The organism is Streptomyces sp. So13.3, assembly GCF_005860785.2.
GTDB lineage: Bacteria > Actinomycetota > Actinomycetes > Streptomycetales > Streptomycetaceae > Actinacidiphila > Actinacidiphila fildesensis.
This window is the reverse complement of the sequence record NZ_CP048835.1, coordinates 6,159,291-6,174,494: the sequence shown is the minus strand read 5'-3', so window position 1 is coordinate 6,174,494 and position 15,204 is coordinate 6,159,291. Positions and strand designations below refer to the sequence as shown.

Genomic DNA, 15,204 nt, shown 5'->3' with positions numbered 1-15,204 from the left:
GCTCCCGTCCCCCCGCAGGTTGTTCCCCCGCTCAGTGACAACCTTCCACATATCGGCCGGAGTCTCAGCCCGGATTCCGGTCCTCACCACTCCTCCTTGCCATCCCCAGCCGCATCCAACCATGCCGGTCGCGGGCGCCGCTCATTACCGTCCGGTTCCCCGCCGGCGGCCCGGGCCGCTCCGCCACGGGCGAGAACCCGGGTCAGCGCGTCCACGACGCCCGGATCGTAGTCCCGGGCGGTGGACAGCCGCAGCCGCTCCACGGCCGCCAGACGGCGGTCCAGGGCCGCCGTCCCGCCGGTCAGGTCCTCGTACGCGTTGACGGCGCGGACGATCCGGCCGGCAAGGGGCTGTTCGCGGTACGGGTCGGCCTGGCACTCGACGATCACCGCGACCTCGGCCGGAACGCCGGTCTGGCGGACCACGACACCTCCCAGCAGCGCGATACGGCGCCGCTCCTCGGGCTCCAGCGGCTCGGTGGCGCCGCCGGGGACGGGGTCGACCAGGGAGAGCTGGCCGATGTCGTGCATGAGGGCCGCGTACTCCAGGAGCAGCAGCTCACGCTGCGCCATCCCCAGTTCCCGGCCCACCTCCCGGCTGAGGGCGGTCACCCGGCGGGCGTGGCCCGTGGGCGTGTAGCCGGCGACCTCGGTGGCGCGTGCGAGGGAGGCGATCGTCTGCCGGTAGGTGGCCCGGATCGCGGCATGGCGGCGGAACGAGACCTGGGTGAGCAGCAGCGGAAGGCTGAAGACGGGCAGCGCCCACAGCCCGGCGACGCCGACCGCCAGGGCCATCACGACACCGCCGGCGCAGACGGCGGAGCCGATGGTGGGCAGGGCCCGCAGCTCGTCACGCAGGACGGGCGCGAAGGGGTGGCCGGTTCTGGCGGCGGCGAGGGTGGCGGCCAGCACCGCGTCGCACAGGGCGGTGAGCGCGAGCAGCGCGAACAGGAACAGCGCGTAGAGCGGACCGGGGTCGAAGAAGCGCTGCAGCAGGCCGGAGTTGTAGAGCGGCTGGAAACAGGTGGCGGCGAAGGCCACGGCGAGGACGCGGCGGGCTGCGTTGTCCAGGGAGCGCGGGTCCGCGGTGTCCTGGGTGCAGCGGGCCGCACGGACGGTGCGGGGGCCGGGCAGCGCGTTGGCCAGCCGGCCGAGTGCGGCGGCCACCACGACGACCGCGACGACCTGCAGGACTCCGTGCGAGGTCGGGACACCGTCCGCCTCGCCGAGCAGCGCGTACGCCAGCGCGCCCGCGGTGGCCAGCGGCGCCGCCTCGCGGTCACCGGGCAGCGGGATCCGGGCCGCCTCCCCCACCGCGATCAGCGCTCCGAAGGCGGTGGCCGTCGCGGGCTCGGCGACACCGGCCCACGCCGTCCAGCCGATCGCCACGGCGGTGAGCAGCGCGGTCGCCGCGTAGGCCGCTCCCACGACGAGCGGGGTACGCGGGCGGGCTCCGGCGCGGGCCGCGGCCCGGCCGGGCCGTCCGTGCCGGAGCCTGCGGCCGGGGGGCCATCGGGGTGGCCGGGCCGCGGGATCGTCACGGGGAGACGTCATGGCCGGCGGTCCGGAGCTGCGCCGGTGGCGGTGCGGCCGGCGGCGCGCGGCAGCGGGAGGGCGGGCTCGGCGGCGCCCGGCGTGGGCATGCCGGGTACGTCGGCCGTCGCGGTGGGGGTCCAGACGTGCCGGTCGAGGGCGTGGATGAGGCCGCTGACCATGGCCGGGTCGAACTGGGTCCCGGCGCAGCGGCGGAGTTCGGCCAGCGCCTCGTCGACGCCCCTGGCCCGGCGGTAGCTGCGGGTGGAGGTCATGGCGTCGAAGGCGTCGGCGACGGCCACGACGCGGGCGAACTCGGGGATCTGGTCGCCGGTCAGCCCGAACGGGTAGCCGCTGCCGTCGATCCGTTCGTGGTGGTGCAGGATCGCGGCGCGCGCCTCGCCGAGGAACGCGATGCCGCGCACCACCTCGTGGCCGTACTCCGGGTGCAGTTCGATCACCCGGCGCTCCTCGGGGGTGAGCGGACCGTCCTTGCGCAACAGCCGGGTGGGGACGCCGATCTTGCCGATGTCGTGCAGGATCCCGGCGAAGCGCAGCGCGTCGACCCGGTCCTCGGCCATACCGATCTCGCGGGCGATGAACACCGAGGCGCGGCCCACGCGTTCGCTGTGGCCGCGCGTGTAGCGGTCCTTGATCTCGACGGCCTGCACGAGGGCCCGGACGGTCGCCCGGTGCGCGGTGTGTTCGCGGTGGACCTGCGCGAAGACCCAGCAGGAGATGTGCATGGGGAGCAGCACCAGTACGGCGGCGAAGGCCCCGTACGAGCCGCGCCACAGCGCCGCCATCATCAGCCCGACCATCCCGTAGGTCAGGTGCGGTGCGATCGAGCCCAGCAGCGGGGTACCCCAGGCGGCGCGCGGCGGGCAGCGCTCGGCGGTGACGAGCACCCCGCCGACGAGGGTGGTGGCCACCACGCAGAAGGTGAGCGCGGCAGCGGCGGCCGGGAGCAGCAGGTAAGGGAAGTCGAGTTCGTCCAGGGCGCGTTCGCCGCCCAGCAGCCGCTGCGCGTGGCCGGCGGCGAAGGTGGCGACGGCGAGCTGGCCGGCGCGCCAGCAGCGCCGCAGCCAGCGCGGGCTCTGCCCGACCCGGCCGGCCAGCGATCCCGGCAGGGCGACGAGCGCGGCGGCGGACGGCGGCAGCATCAGCGCCGCGGCGAGCAGTACGGGGTAGAACGAGCCGATCCCGGCGGGCGCCTCACGTCCGGGGTCCCGGCCCGCGGCAGACAGGGTCCCGCGTCCCGGGGGCAGAAAGCCGATCTCGCAGACCGCGTACAGGACGGCGAGGACGGCGACCGTCGCCCAGGGCGTCCGGCCGTCCAACGCCGGGGCCGCGCATAAGCAGGCGGTGAGCAGCACCACGGCGATGTAGCCGCGGGCCGCCGGCGGCAGGGTCCGCAGACTCACCCGGATCCTCGACCGCAGGCCGTCCGCCCTGATCGCCGACCGCAGGCCGTCCGCCCGGATCCTCGAATCCAGCACCTTGCCTCCCAGTGCCTGCGACGGGCGCGGCCCGACCCCCGTTGAATCCTCGGAGGATAGGGCCGCGCCCGTCGGGCGGGAGACCGATATGCGGTTTGGGCGGAATGGGCCTGTCGTCAGTCACCCCTACGGGTGAGCTTCGGCTCCGCTCCCGGCGATGATCTCGGGTGCCTGTTCCGGCACCGGTGAGATCTCGCCGGAACGGATCAGCTCGATCCGCATCATGACCTTCGACCGGAGGTCGGTGGGAACGTCGTCATGGCCGCAGCAGCGCTTGACGAGCTTCTTCACCGCCTGCTCGAGGCCGTACTTCTCCAAGCACGGGTGGCACTCGTCGAAGTGCTCCCTGAACTTGGCGCAGGCGTCGTCGGACATCTCCTCGTCGAGGTACTCGTAGAGGTGGTCGAGTACCTCGGAGCAGTCCGTCTCATGTGCGTTGCCGCAGCTCATGTCCCTGAGCCCTTCTCGTCTCCCGCGCCGGCCGGGACGAGCCCGCGCTCACGGGCGTAGTCCTCGAGCATCGAGCGCAGCTGGCGCCGCCCGCGGTGCAGTCGGGACATCACCGTGCCGATGGGTGTCCCCATGATGTCCGCGATCTCCTTGTACGCAAAGCCCTCGACATCCGCGAGATAGACGGCGATACGGAATTCCTCGGGGATCGCCTGCAGCGCCGACTTCACATCGGAGTCGGGCAGGTGGTCGAGCGCCTGGGACTCGGCCGAACGCAGGCCGGTCGACATGTGCGACTCGGCGCGTGCGAGCTGCCAGTCCTCGATCTCCTCCGAGCCGCTGCGCAGCGGCTCGCGCTGCTTCTTGCGGTAGGAGTTGATGAAGCTGTTGGTGAGAATGCGGTAGAGCCACGCCTTGAGGTTCGTTCCCTCACGGAACTGGTGGAAGGACGCGTACGCCTTCGCGTACGTCTCCTGCACCAGGTCCTCGGCGTCCGCGGGGTTGCGGGTCATCCGCAGCGCGGCCGAGTACATCTGGTCGAGGAAGGTGAGGGCGTCACGCTCGAAGCGCTCATTGCGCTCCGCGGAGCTCTCCTGTGCTTCCTCGCCGGCCGTGCCCGCAGCACCCGCTGTGCTGTCGTTGGTGCCGGTGACCGGAACCACCTCCTCCAAAACGGTCACGGGCCCAAAACCGGACCCGCTCGGTTCGGAGGATATCCCGCTGGAGATCGGCGTGCCGGGCGTGCCGGTCCTGCCGCCTGTCGCAGGCCACTGGGCCCAGTCCAGGTAGGGCGCCTTCGCCTTCGCGTTTGCGCGTGGCTGGCATGCGGCTGAAACCATGCGGCTGCCTTCCTCACTCTGCGTTTTCGTACCGGTGATCCGGACAACGCACGGATCACGGCCGTCATTCCCGCCGTTCCCGCGCCCGTGTGCGAACGGACGTGTGTCCGAGTGCGGACAGCCAGTCACCGACACCGTCCGTGATCACGGAGAGTGCGTCCTCCTGGGAGAGGTCGGCCCTCTTCGGGACGGCGAAGCCGTGGTCGGCGTACGGCACCGCGACGATCTCCGTCCCGGCGGGGAACTCCTCCGGCGGCCCGAACGGATCCCGGCCGCCCTGCACCACCAGCGTCGGAACGCCGGAGCCCAGCAGCTCGGCGGCCCGGGACTTCTCCGGCCGGCCCGGCGGATGCAGCGGGAACGACAGGGCCAGCACGGCGGCAGCACCCAGCTCCACAGCCGTGCGGCAGGCGACCCGGGCCCCGGCGCTGCGGCCGCCCGCGATCACCGGCAGGCCGGGCTCCGCCAGGACGGGCCACAGCGCGCGCCAGCCCACGTCCAGGGTCTTCGGCGCGGGCGCCACCTTCCTGCCCGCCACCCGCCACGGCTGCTCGACCAGCGCCACGGTCACGCCCAGGGCGGGCAGCGCGGCCGCCAGCGCGACCAGGTCGCGGGCCTCGATGCCGCCCCCTGCCCCGTGTCCCAGCGCGAGGACCGCCCGCGCGTCGCGCCCGCCGTCATGCCACGTCACGCGGGCCTCGCCCGCCGGTGTGTCGATCACCCGCCCCATCCTGCCGGTCCCGGTCAGAAAAGGGTTTCCTCCGCGGGGGCGGCGAGCGCGTCGGTCAGCTGCGGCCCGTTGTTCCTGACGTTGCTCACGTCCGTGCCGACCGGATACAACCGCACCGTTCCGGCCGGCGGCGGCACGAGCAGGCCGCGCAGCTCGTCGGGATCGGTGGTGGCCGGATCCAGCCAGGCGTCCCAGCGGTCCGGGGCCAGCATCAGCGGCATCCGGGGGTGGACGGCGGCCAAGGAGGCCGGTCCCTCGCCGGCGAATCCGGCGGGCGGGGTCTGCTCCGCCTCCGTCGTGATGACGGTGCAGGTGGACCACCACGCCTGCGGGTGGTCGTCGGGCAGCGTCCGGTCCCGCCAGAACTCGTACAGCCCGGCCATCGCCATCACCGAGCCGTCCGCGGGGGTCACGAAGTACGGCTGCTTGCGCGCCCGCTTCTTCTTCCCCTGCTCCTCCAGCTGCCGCTCGTCCTTCGCGGTCACCCACTCGTAGTAGCCGTCGGCGGGTATGAGGCAGCGGCGGGCGCTGAAGGGGCGGCGGAAGGACGGCTTCTCGTGCACCGTCTCCGCCCGTGCGTTGATCATCTTCACGCCGACGTCGGGGGTCTTCGCCCATGACGGCACCAGCCCCCAGCGCAGCTTGCGCAGCTGCCGTACCGGCTCGGGGGTCTCCGCGCCCTTCAGCGGACGCTCCAGCACGACGCACACCGGATCCGTCGGCGCCACATTCCAGTTCGGCGCCAACTCCTCCTTCGGCTCCCGCTGTTGGACCTCGAAAAGAGCCGCCAGATCCTCGGGTTGCCGGCTCGCCGCATATCGACCACACATGAGTGCCAGACTGCCACGGCACTCCGACATGGCGCCGCACGTTGCAGGGGAACGATGGATATCAAGAGCTTCACGGAACTATGGGACCGCGTGGTCGGTACCCAGCCCGATCCGTCGGCCTGGCTGGTCGGCGGTACGGCGCTGATAGCGCTGGCCGCCGTGCTGCCGGACGGCATATGGCGGCTGAGCCGCAACGCGATCACCATCGCGCACGAGGGCGGCCACGGCCTGCTCGCGCTGCTCACCGGGCGCAGCCTGGAGGGCATCAGGCTGCACTCGGACACCTCGGGCCTCACCGTCTCGCGCGGCAAGCCCTCGGGGCTCGGCATGATCCTGACGGCCGCCGCCGGGTACACCGCGCCGCCGCTGCTGGGCCTGGCCGGGGCCGCGCTGCTGGCCGCCGGGCACATCACCGCGCTGCTGTGGGGGGCCACCGCGCTGCTGCTGGCGATGCTGATCATGATCCGCAACGCGTACGGGGCGCTCACGGTCGTGGTGACCGGTGCCGCGTTCCTGCTGGTCTCCTGGCTGACCGGACCGCAGGTGCAGGCGGCCTTCGCCTACCTCGTCGTCTGGTTCCTGCTGCTCGGCGGCTCGCGTCCGGTCTTCGAGCTGCAGCGCACCCGCAGACGCGAACGGTCGAACACCTCGGACGCGGACCAGCTGGGCCGGCTGACCCACACCCCGGTGGGCCTGTGGCTGCTGCTGTTCTACGCGACGGCCGTCTGCGCGCTCGTCGGTGGCGGGCGCTGGCTGCTCGGCCTGTGAGGCCGGTGGGCCCCACGGGGTCCTCGCCGGGCTCCGGAACGGCCCTCCGCGGCCTCCTGCCCGGCTCCCGCACTCCGGGCGGGGCCGCCGCCAGCCACTAGGCTTGGTGCCCATGACCGACAGTTCCCCGCACACCGCTCTCTGGCCCGCCCCCGTCGCCTCCGGCCCCGTCGACGCGACGGTCACTGTGCCCGGATCCAAATCGGTCACCAATCGCGCGCTGGTGCTCGCCGCGCACGCCTCCGAGCCCGGCTGGATCCGGCGCCCGCTGCGCAGCCGCGACACCGTGCTGATGGCGGACGCGCTGCGCGCCATGGGCGTGCAGATCGACGAGCAGGTGAACACGGGCGGCGGCGGTGAGGCCTGGCGGGTCATCCCGGCCGGGCTGCACGGCCCGGCGCGGATCGACGTCGGCAACGCCGGCACCGTCATGCGCTTCCTGCCGCCGGTCGCGGCGCTGGCCGACGGCCCGGTCCGCTTCGAGGGCGACCCCCGGGCGTACGAGCGGCCGCTGCAGGGCGTGATCGACGCGCTGCGCACGCTGGGCGCCCGGATCGACGACGAGGGACGCGGCGCGCTGCCGCTGACCGTGCAGGGCGCCGGCTCGCTGTCCGGCGGGCCGGTGGAGGTCGACGCCTCGTCGTCCTCGCAGTTCGTGAGCGCGCTGCTGCTCTCGGGACCGCGCTTCAACCAGGGTCTCGAGCTGCGGCACACCGGCCGCACGCTCCCCTCCCTCCCCCACATCCGCATGACGATCGACATGCTGCGGGTCGCGGGCGCCAAGGTGGACGCCCCGCAGGACGGCGGCGAGCCGAACGTCTGGCGGGTAGCACCGAGCGCGCTGCTCGGCCGGGACCTGACGGTGGAGCCGGACCTGTCGAACGCGGCGCCGTTCCTGGCTGCGGCGCTGGTCACCGGCGGCCGGGTCACCGTGCCGGACTGGCCCGAGCGGACCACCCAGCCGGGCGACGCCCTGCGGGAGATCTTCACCCGCATGGGCGGTGCGTGCGAGCTGACCGAGCAGGGGCTGACGTTCACCGGCACCGGCCGGATCCTGGGCATCACCGCGGACCTGCACGAGGTCGGCGAGCTGACGCCCGTCATCGCGGCGGTCGCCGCGCTGGCCGGGTCGGAGTCCGTGCTGTCCGGGGTCGCGCATCTGCGGCTGCACGAGACGGACCGCCTCGCGGCGCTCGTCACCGAGATCAACGGTCTGGGCGGCGACGCCACCGAGACCGAGGACGGACTGCGGATCCGGCCCCGCGCGCTGCGCGGCGGGGTCTTCCACACCTACGAGGACCACCGGCTGGCGACGGCGGCGGCCGTGCTCGGCCTGGCCGTGCCCGGCGTCCTGGTGGAGAACGTCGCCACCACCGCCAAGACGCTCCCGGAGTTCCCTGAACTGTGGACCGAGATGCTCGGGACCCCCGTCACGGCGGGGCGGGGCTGACCGCGCCATGCGTCGCTACGGCAAGAACCCCGACGAGGACGACATCCGGGTCCGCCCGAACACCAAGGGCAACCGTCCCCGCACCAACATCCGGCCGAAGCACGAGGACGCGGCCGAGGGCATGGTCCTCACCGTGGACCGCGGCCGGCTGCACGTCCTGATCGAGGACCGCACCATCGTCGCGATGAAGGCCCGCGAACTGGGCCGCAAGAGCGCCGTGGTGGGCGACCGCGTCGCGGTCGTCGGCGACCTGAGCGGCGGCAAGGACACCCTGGCGCGCATCGTGCGGGTCGAGCCGCGCAAGTCCGTGCTGCGGCGCACCGCCGACGACGACGATCCGTACGAGCGCGTGGTCGTCGCCAACGCCGACCAGCTCGCGATCGTCACCGCGCTGGCCGATCCCGAGCCGCGCCCCCGCATGATCGACCGCTGTCTGGTGGCGGCGTACGACGCGGGCCTGGAGCCGCTGCTCGTGCTGACCAAGTCCGATCTGGCGTCGGCGGACACGCTGCTGGAGACGTACGCGACGCTGGGCGTCTCCTATGTGGTCACCACCCGGGACGACTTCCTGACCGGCGGGGTGGACGCGGTCCGCGAGCGTCTCAAGGGCCGGATCACCGCGTTCGTCGGGCACAGCGGTGTCGGCAAGACCACCCTGGTGAACGCGCTCGTCGAGCGGCAGCGCGCCACCGGCATCGTCAACGCCGTCACCGGCCGCGGCCGGCACACCACCACGTCGGCGCTGGCCCTCCCGCTCCCCGGCGACGCCGACGGCTGGGTCGTGGACACCCCGGGCGTGCGCTCCTTCGGCCTGCACCACATCGATCCGTCGCGCGTCATCCTGGCCTTCCCCGAGCTGGTGGCCGGGACCGAGGAGTGCCCGCGCGGCTGCAGCCATGACGAACCCGAGTGCGCGCTGGACGCGTGGGTCGCCGCCGGTCACGCCGATCCGGCCCGGCTCGACTCGCTGCGCCGGCTGCTCGCGACCCGTGAACGCCGCGAGGGCGACTGATCCCTGGCGATCGTCCCCGGCGCTCTCGTTCGTCCGTTCGCCCGTTTGCCTCTTCACCCGAGGAACGTTGCCGCCATTTCGGGGCATGCTGTGTGATGATCCATCAGTCCGACAGCAGCGCCTCGGACGGCAGGCAGGGCGACGGAACGGGAGGCACCTCGATGGCATGGCTGCTCGTGGTGGTCGCAGGCATCCTGGAGACCGGCTTCGCGGTCTGTCTCAAGCTCTCCCACGGGTTCACCCGTCTGTGGCCGACGATCGCCTTCGCGGTCTTCGCCCTCGGGAGCTTCGGCCTGCTCACCCTGTCCCTGAAGAAGCTCGACGTCGGTCCCGCGTACGCGGTGTGGACGGGGATCGGCGCCTCGGGAACCGCCATCTACGGCATGGTCTTCCTCGGCGACATCGTCTCGACGCTCAAGATCGTCTCAATCTGCCTGGTCCTGGCGGGCGTTGTGGGTCTGCAGCTGTCGGGCTCCTCGCACTGACCGAAGGGGGCCGTCCGGCGGTGTCGCCGGACGGCCCCCTCACCTTCGTCGCGCGGACTCAGCGCGCGACCGCCTCCGAGGCGTTCCCGCCGGCCGGCTCCCCGGCCGAATCCCCGTCGTTCTCCGTGCCCTTGGCGGCCGGCGCGGACGCCGGCACCTGGCGGAGCAGGACCACCGCGAGGACCGCGGCCGTGAACGTGACGATCGCGGCGCCGAAGGCGGCGGCGTGGACGCCCGCCGTGAACGCTTCCCGTGCGGTGTCGAGCAGTTCGGTGCCGGTCCTGCCGGGGAGCTGCGCTGCCGCGGCGACCGCGCCGCCGAGGGTCTCGTGCGCCTCCGCCGGTGTACCGCTCATCCGGTCGTGGTAGACGGCCGTTCCGATGGTGCCCAGGATCGCCATGCCGAGCGCGCCGCCGAACTCGCTGCCGGTCTCGGACAGGGCGGAGGCGGAGCCGGCCCGCTCGGGCGGCGCCGCCGCCAGGATCAGGTCGGCGGTGAGGGTGCTGCCCATCAGCAGCCCGGCGGCGACCAGCGCGGCGCCGGTCAGGACGACCGCGATGCCGGAGTCCGTCCGGACCCGGGTGAGCACCAGGGCCCCGGCCGTCGTCAGCAGCAGCCCGGCGGCCAGCAGATAGGCGGGGCGCACCTTGTCGGCGAGGATGCCGGAGACCGTCATCGCGATCATGATGGCGGGCATGACGGCCATGGACCACAGCGCCGCGTGGAACGGGCTCTTGCCGAGGACGAGTTGCAGATACTGGTTGGTGTAGAGCGTGACGCCGATGAAGGCGAACATCGCCAGCACGTTGATCAGCAGGGACGCGCTGAACGTGCGCTGCCGGAACAGCTCGACGTCGATCAGCGGGTTGGCCGAGGTGCGCTGCCTGCGGACGAAGACCCAGGCCACCGCCAGCCCCACCACGACCGACAGGGCGGGCACCGGCCCGACTCCGTGCACGGCCATCTGCTTGATCCCGTAGATGACCGGGAGGACGGCGGCGAGCGACAGGAACGCGCTGAGCACGTCGAACCGGCCGGCCCGGGGGGCGCGGTACTCGGGCAGCAGCGCCGGGGCGAGGACCAGCAGCAGCACCATGGCGGGCACGTTGATCAGGAACGCGGCGCCCCACCAGAAGTGCTCCAGGACGAAGCCGCCGACGATCGGCCCGACGGTGGCGCCGCCGACCATGGCGCCGGTCCAGATGGAGATCGCGGTCTTGCGCTGCCTGGCGTCGTGGAACATGTTGCGGATCAGCGCGAGCGTCGAGGGCATGAGGGTGGCGCCGCCGAGACCGAGCAGCGCGCGAGTGGCGATCAGCACCTCGGCGCTGCCGGAGTAGGCGGCGATGACGGAGGCGACGCCGAAGGCGGTGGCGCCGATGAGCAGCAGGCGGCGCCGGCCGATCCGGTCGCCGAGCGCCCCCATCGTGATCAGCATGCCGGCGAGGACGAAGCCGTACATGTCCATGATCCACAGCTGCTGGGTGCCGCTGGGTGCCAGGTCCTCACTGATGAACGGCAGCGCGAAGAACAGCACGCTGATGTCCATCGAGATGAGGAGCGTGGGCAGGAAGAGGACCGCGAGGCCCGTCCATTCCTTGCGGCCGGCCAAGGCCGTGCCGTTCGACGTACCGGTCCCCGTCATGTCGTGCTCCCTCTGGGTGGTGTGGGCCGGACGCTGCGGCGTCCTGGCTCACAGACTCCAAGGGGGCGCTGACCGTTCGCGCACCGATCGCTGACCGGTCCGCCCGCGGCTCACCAGCCGCGTGCCAGCAGCCCGCGGACCAGCCGCGCGACCTGCAGGCAGGCGTCCTCGTCGGAGGTCGAAGGGGCGACGACGTAGGCGAGCGTGAGCCGGACCGCGGCCTCGCACGCCCAGCCGATGTCGGCCAGATCCAGCTTCGGGTAGCCGTGTTCGAGCGCGCCGACCGCCCGGTTGCGGATCTCGGTGACGATTTCGGCGGGCGAGGGCGCGACCTCCGGCGCCGGAGGCGGGGTGTGCGACGCCGGGGCGTACGACGGCGAAGCGTGCGCGGCAGCGGTACGCGTCGGATGCGGCGAGCGCTGGAGCGGGATCCCGGCGACCGCCGCGGCCGGCAGCCGCTCGCTGCGGCAGCCCGTCAGAGTGGCGCGGACCAGTGGGCTGCGGCGCGCGCTGTGCAGCGTCCAGGCCGCGGCGGCGGCGAAGCAGTCGCCCGCGTCCGCGCCCTGCCGTTCCGCTTCCGCCAGGGCGTTCTCGACCCCGGCCAGAAACGTGTCGGCCTCGCGGCGCGCGAGCGCGCGGGCGAGGCCTTCCTTGCTGCTGAACTCGTTGTAGAGGGTCTGCCGGGACACCCCGGCCGACAGCGCCACATCGACCATCCGCACCGCCGCCCAGGGCCGGGCGCCCAGTGCGGCCAGAGCCGCGTCCAGTAATGATTCCCGCGCAGTAGGCATCATTGCCTCCAAGGGCCCGCATATGTCCCGGACAGCGGCCGTGGGCAAAGAATTGACGCGTCACAGACCGCTGTCAAGGCTCCGCGCACCGTCCGCGTGACCTCGGCCGGTTGCGATCGCTACTGTTCGCCTTATGCCCGACTTCAACGACGACCTGCGCCTCGCCCACATCCTCGCGGATGCCGCCGACGCCACCACCATGGAGCGCTTCAAGGCTCTGGACCTCAAGGTCGAGACCAAGCCCGACATGACGCCGGTGAGCGAGGCCGACAAAGCGGCGGAGGAGCTGATCCGCAGCCAGTTGGGCCGCGCCCGGCCCCGGGACGCGGTGCTCGGCGAGGAGTACGGCAGCCACGGCAACGGCCCGCGCCGGTGGATCGTCGACCCGATCGACGGCACCAAGAACTACGTGCGCGGGGTACCCGTCTGGGCGACCCTCATCGCGCTGATGGTGCGCGGCGAGCAGGGTGACGAGGGTGTGGTGGGCGTGGTCTCCGCGCCGGCGCTCGGGCGGCGCTGGTGGGCCTCGAAGGGCGGCGGCGCGTACACCGGGCGCAGCCTGTCGGCCGCCACCCGGCTGCATGTGTCGAAGATCAACAAGCTGGAGGACGCGTCCTTCGCGTACTCCTCGCTCAGCGGCTGGGAGGAGCAGGGCCGGCTCGACGGCTTTCTGCACCTGTCCCGGAACTGCTGGCGCACCCGCGGCTACGGCGATTTCTGGCCGTACATGATGGTCGCCGAGGGCTCGGTCGACATCTGCGCCGAGCCGGAGCTGAGCCTGTGGGACATGGCGGCGCCCGCCGTCATCGTGCAGGAGGCCGGCGGCCGGTACACCAGCCTGGACGGCGAGCCCGGCCCGTTCGGCGGGAACGCGGCGGCCTCGAACGGGCTCCTCCACGAGGAGCTGCTGGGATACCTGGGGCGCACGGGCTGAACGAAACGGCGGCGCGCCTCCCCTTGCTGAGCCGGACAGAGCATGTGAACATGAGAATGCCCGAGCTTGTGAACTTGTGAACGCATTCTCTAGGGGTAGCCCATGCTCGTCCGAGACGCCATGAGCACCGTCGTCCTGACCATCGGACCCGCCCACACACTGCGCCAGGCCGCCCGCCTGATGGCCGTCCGACGCATCGGCGCGGCCGTCGTCCTCGACTCCGACACCTGGGGAGTCGGCATCCTCACCGAGCGCGACATCCTCAACGCCATCGGCGCCGGCCTGAACCCGGACGTCGAGACCGCCCACGACCACACCACCACCGACGTCGTCTTCGCGACGCCCGAGTGGACCCTGGAGGACGCCGCGTCCGCCATGGTGCACGGCGGTTTCCGGCATCTGATCGTGCTGGACGGCCGCGACCCCGTCGGGATCGTGTCGGTCCGCGACATCATCCGCTGCTGGGCCCCGGACCGGGCCACCGCCGGAGCGCAGAGCGCACTGGCCGGCTGACCCCCGCCCACGACCCGCGTTCACGGCCGCGCCGGCCGGGGACGGCGAAGAGGCCGGAGCCCCATGGCGTCCGGCCTCTTCGGTTTACGACCTGGGGAGCGATACGGAGCGGGCTCCCGACGCCCTGCGACTCCGCCTCCGGCGTTGTCGTCGGTCGACGACGCTCCGCGTCGCCTCCCTCCTCCACCTTGGACGCGAAGCCGCATGACGCCGCTCGCTAATCCACTCCGCCTCGCCCCCCAGGTCGTTACGACAAGCGTCCGGTCAGCCGCGGAGGGCCTGGACCGCGGCTTCCAGCCGCTTGCCGTAGTCGGGGTCCGCCTGGCGGAAGTTTTTCACCGCGCGCTCGGCGATGTCGTCGCGCGAGACCTTGGAGATGAACTGCGCCAGGTTGTCGACCAGGCGCTCCTTCTCGTCCTCGGACATGGCGCGGTAGAGGTTTCCGGCCTGCACGAAGTCGTCGTCCTCGGCGTGCGAGGGCGCCTCGGAGGTGCCGGTGGCACCGGAGACCGGGAGCGGCTGCCACAGCGGCTCGTTGGTCTGCTGCGGGCCGCCGAAGCTGTTCGGCTCGTAGTTCTTGGCGCCCTTGTGACGGCCGTCGTACAGGTAGCCGTCACGGCTGTTGGTGCGTGCCTCGGTGGCGTGCGGGCGGTTCACCGGCAGGTGGTCGGCGTTGATGCCGACGCGGTAGCGGTGGGCGTCGCCGTACGCGAACAGCCGGCCCTGGAGCATCTTGTCCGGGGACGGGCCGATACCGGGCACGAAGTGCGCCGGGGAGAAGATCGACTGCTCGACCTCGGCGAAGATGTTCTCCGGGTTGCGGTTGAGCTCCAGCTTGCCGATCTCGATCGGCGGGTAGTCCGCGTGCGGCCACACCTTGGTGAGGTCGAACGGGTTGAAGCGGTAGTTCGCCGCGTCGGCCGCCGGCATGACCTGGATCTGCACCGTCCAGGACGGGAAGTCGCCGCGCTCTATCGACTCGCGCAGATCACGCTGGTGCGAGTCGGGGTCCATGCCCGAGAGCCGGTTCGCCTCGTCCGTGGTCAGGTTCTTGATGCCCTGGTCGGTCTTGAAGTGGTACTTGACCCAGAAGACCTCGCCCGCGGCGTTGTTCCACTGGTAGGTGTGCGAGCCGTAGCCGTTCATGTTGCGCAGCGTCGCCGGGATGCCGCGGTCGCCGAAGAGCCAGGTCACCTGGTGCGTCGACTCGGGGCTCAGGCCCCAGAAGTCCCATACGTTGTCCGCCTCCTGGGAGCCGGTGTACGGATCGCGCTTCTGGGTGTGGATGAAGTCGGGGAACTTGATGGCGTCCTTGATGAAGAACACGGGGGTGTTGTTCCCGACGAGGTCGTAGTTGCCGTCCTCGGTGTAGAACTTCAGCGCGAAACCGCGCGGGTCGCGCACCGCGTCCGCCGAGCCCAGGTTGCCCGCCACGGTGGAGAACCGCAGGAAGGTCTCGGTCTGCTTGCCGACCTCGGACAGGAACGCCGCCCGGGTCCACTCCGAGACGTCACGCGTCAGCGTGAAGGTGCCGTAGGCGCCGGCGCCGCGGGCGTGCACGATGCGCTCCGGGATGCGCTCACGGTTGAAGTGCGCGAGCTTCTCCAGCAGCGACTGGTCCTGGATCAGCACCGGGCCGCCCGGACCTGCCGTCTGGCTGTTCTGGTTGTCCGCCACCGGTGCTCCGGCCTCGGTGGTCAGCGGGCCCGTTTCCTGAACCGTCACG

15 protein-coding genes are annotated in these 15,204 nt (G+C 72.2%); 6 read left to right on the top strand and 9 right to left on the bottom strand.

All coding sequences use genetic code 11. The features are described 5' to 3' along the window. Positions 1 to 83 precede the first annotated feature (83 nt). The 6 genes from C8250_RS27940 to C8250_RS27915 form a co-directional block, all read right to left on the bottom strand. Positions 84 to 1,553, bottom strand: coding sequence for an HD domain-containing protein (locus C8250_RS27940; protein ID WP_138350927.1), 1,470 nt, complete (start codon positions 1,551 to 1,553; stop codon positions 84 to 86). Next, positions 1,550 to 2,950: an HD-GYP domain-containing protein gene (locus C8250_RS27935; RefSeq protein WP_138351077.1), complete on the bottom strand. Its 1,401-nt coding sequence runs from the start codon at positions 2,948 to 2,950 to the stop codon at positions 1,550 to 1,552. Before C8250_RS27935 ends, C8250_RS27940 begins: the two co-directional genes overlap by 4 nt. Before the next feature lie 207 nt (positions 2,951 to 3,157). Continuing rightward, positions 3,158 to 3,481: a mycothiol system anti-sigma-R factor gene (gene rsrA, locus C8250_RS27930; protein WP_138350928.1), complete on the bottom strand. Its 324-nt coding sequence runs from the start codon at positions 3,479 to 3,481 to the stop codon at positions 3,158 to 3,160. Further along, positions 3,478 to 4,320 (bottom strand): sigma-70 family RNA polymerase sigma factor, encoded by an 843-nt coding sequence (locus C8250_RS27925; protein ID WP_138350929.1) that lies wholly within the window; start codon positions 4,318 to 4,320, stop codon positions 3,478 to 3,480. The genes rsrA and C8250_RS27925 overlap by 4 nt, the downstream gene beginning before the upstream one ends. Before the next feature lie 64 nt (positions 4,321 to 4,384). Beyond that, positions 4,385 to 5,041, bottom strand: coding sequence for an alpha/beta family hydrolase (locus C8250_RS27920; protein ID WP_244809399.1), 657 nt, complete (start codon positions 5,039 to 5,041; stop codon positions 4,385 to 4,387). A gap of 23 nt (positions 5,042 to 5,064) precedes the next feature. After that, on the bottom strand, positions 5,065 to 5,880 hold the full coding sequence (locus tag C8250_RS27915) for an SOS response-associated peptidase (RefSeq protein WP_138350931.1): 816 nt from the start codon (positions 5,878 to 5,880) through the stop codon (positions 5,065 to 5,067). Between the two features lie 54 nt (positions 5,881 to 5,934). On the opposite strand from C8250_RS27915, the gene C8250_RS27910 reads away from it, so the two are divergent. The 4 genes from C8250_RS27910 (at position 5,935) to C8250_RS27895 (ending at position 9,595) form a co-directional block, all read left to right on the top strand. After that, positions 5,935 to 6,648 (top strand): M50 family metallopeptidase, encoded by a 714-nt coding sequence (locus tag C8250_RS27910; protein WP_138350932.1) that lies wholly within the window; start codon positions 5,935 to 5,937, stop codon positions 6,646 to 6,648. Between the two features lie 112 nt (positions 6,649 to 6,760). Continuing rightward, entirely contained in the window at positions 6,761 to 8,098 is a 1,338-nt protein-coding gene (aroA, locus tag C8250_RS27905) for a 3-phosphoshikimate 1-carboxyvinyltransferase (RefSeq protein ID WP_138350933.1), read from the top strand. A 7-nt stretch (positions 8,099 to 8,105) separates the two neighbouring features. Then, positions 8,106 to 9,110 carry a ribosome small subunit-dependent GTPase A gene (gene rsgA, locus C8250_RS27900; RefSeq protein ID WP_138350934.1) on the top strand — a complete coding sequence of 335 codons (1,005 nt, stop codon included), beginning with the start codon at positions 8,106 to 8,108 and terminating at the stop codon, positions 9,108 to 9,110. A gap of 161 nt (positions 9,111 to 9,271) precedes the next feature. Next, positions 9,272 to 9,595: a multidrug efflux SMR transporter gene (locus C8250_RS27895; protein ID WP_138351078.1), complete on the top strand. Its 324-nt coding sequence runs from the start codon at positions 9,272 to 9,274 to the stop codon at positions 9,593 to 9,595. Between the two features lie 58 nt (positions 9,596 to 9,653). On the opposite strand, the gene C8250_RS27890 is transcribed toward C8250_RS27895, so the two are convergent. Beyond that, the gene (locus C8250_RS27890) at positions 9,654 to 11,240 is read right to left on the bottom strand and encodes an MFS transporter (RefSeq protein ID WP_138350935.1); all 1,587 of its coding nucleotides are present in this window, start codon (positions 11,238 to 11,240) and stop codon (positions 9,654 to 9,656) included. Positions 11,241 to 11,350: 110 nt separating this feature from the next. Then, positions 11,351 to 12,034 (bottom strand): TetR/AcrR family transcriptional regulator; helix-turn-helix transcriptional regulator, encoded by a 684-nt coding sequence (locus C8250_RS27885; RefSeq protein ID WP_232484648.1) that lies wholly within the window; start codon positions 12,032 to 12,034, stop codon positions 11,351 to 11,353. A gap of 130 nt (positions 12,035 to 12,164) precedes the next feature. Between C8250_RS27885 and hisN the strand changes: the two genes are divergently transcribed. Then, a complete protein-coding gene (gene hisN, locus C8250_RS27880; protein WP_138350937.1) occupies positions 12,165 to 12,965 on the top strand; it encodes a histidinol-phosphatase in 801 nt (266 codons plus the stop codon). A gap of 102 nt (positions 12,966 to 13,067) precedes the next feature. Beyond that, complete coding sequence (locus C8250_RS27875) at positions 13,068 to 13,478, top strand: CBS domain-containing protein (RefSeq protein WP_138350938.1); 411 nt, start codon at positions 13,068 to 13,070, stop codon at positions 13,476 to 13,478. Between the two features lie 264 nt (positions 13,479 to 13,742). Here C8250_RS27875 and C8250_RS27870 read toward each other — a convergent pair whose 3' ends face one another. Continuing rightward, a complete protein-coding gene (locus C8250_RS27870; RefSeq protein WP_138350939.1) occupies positions 13,743 to 15,203 on the bottom strand; it encodes a catalase in 1,461 nt (486 codons plus the stop codon). Between the last annotated feature and the right edge of the window lies 1 nt (position 15,204).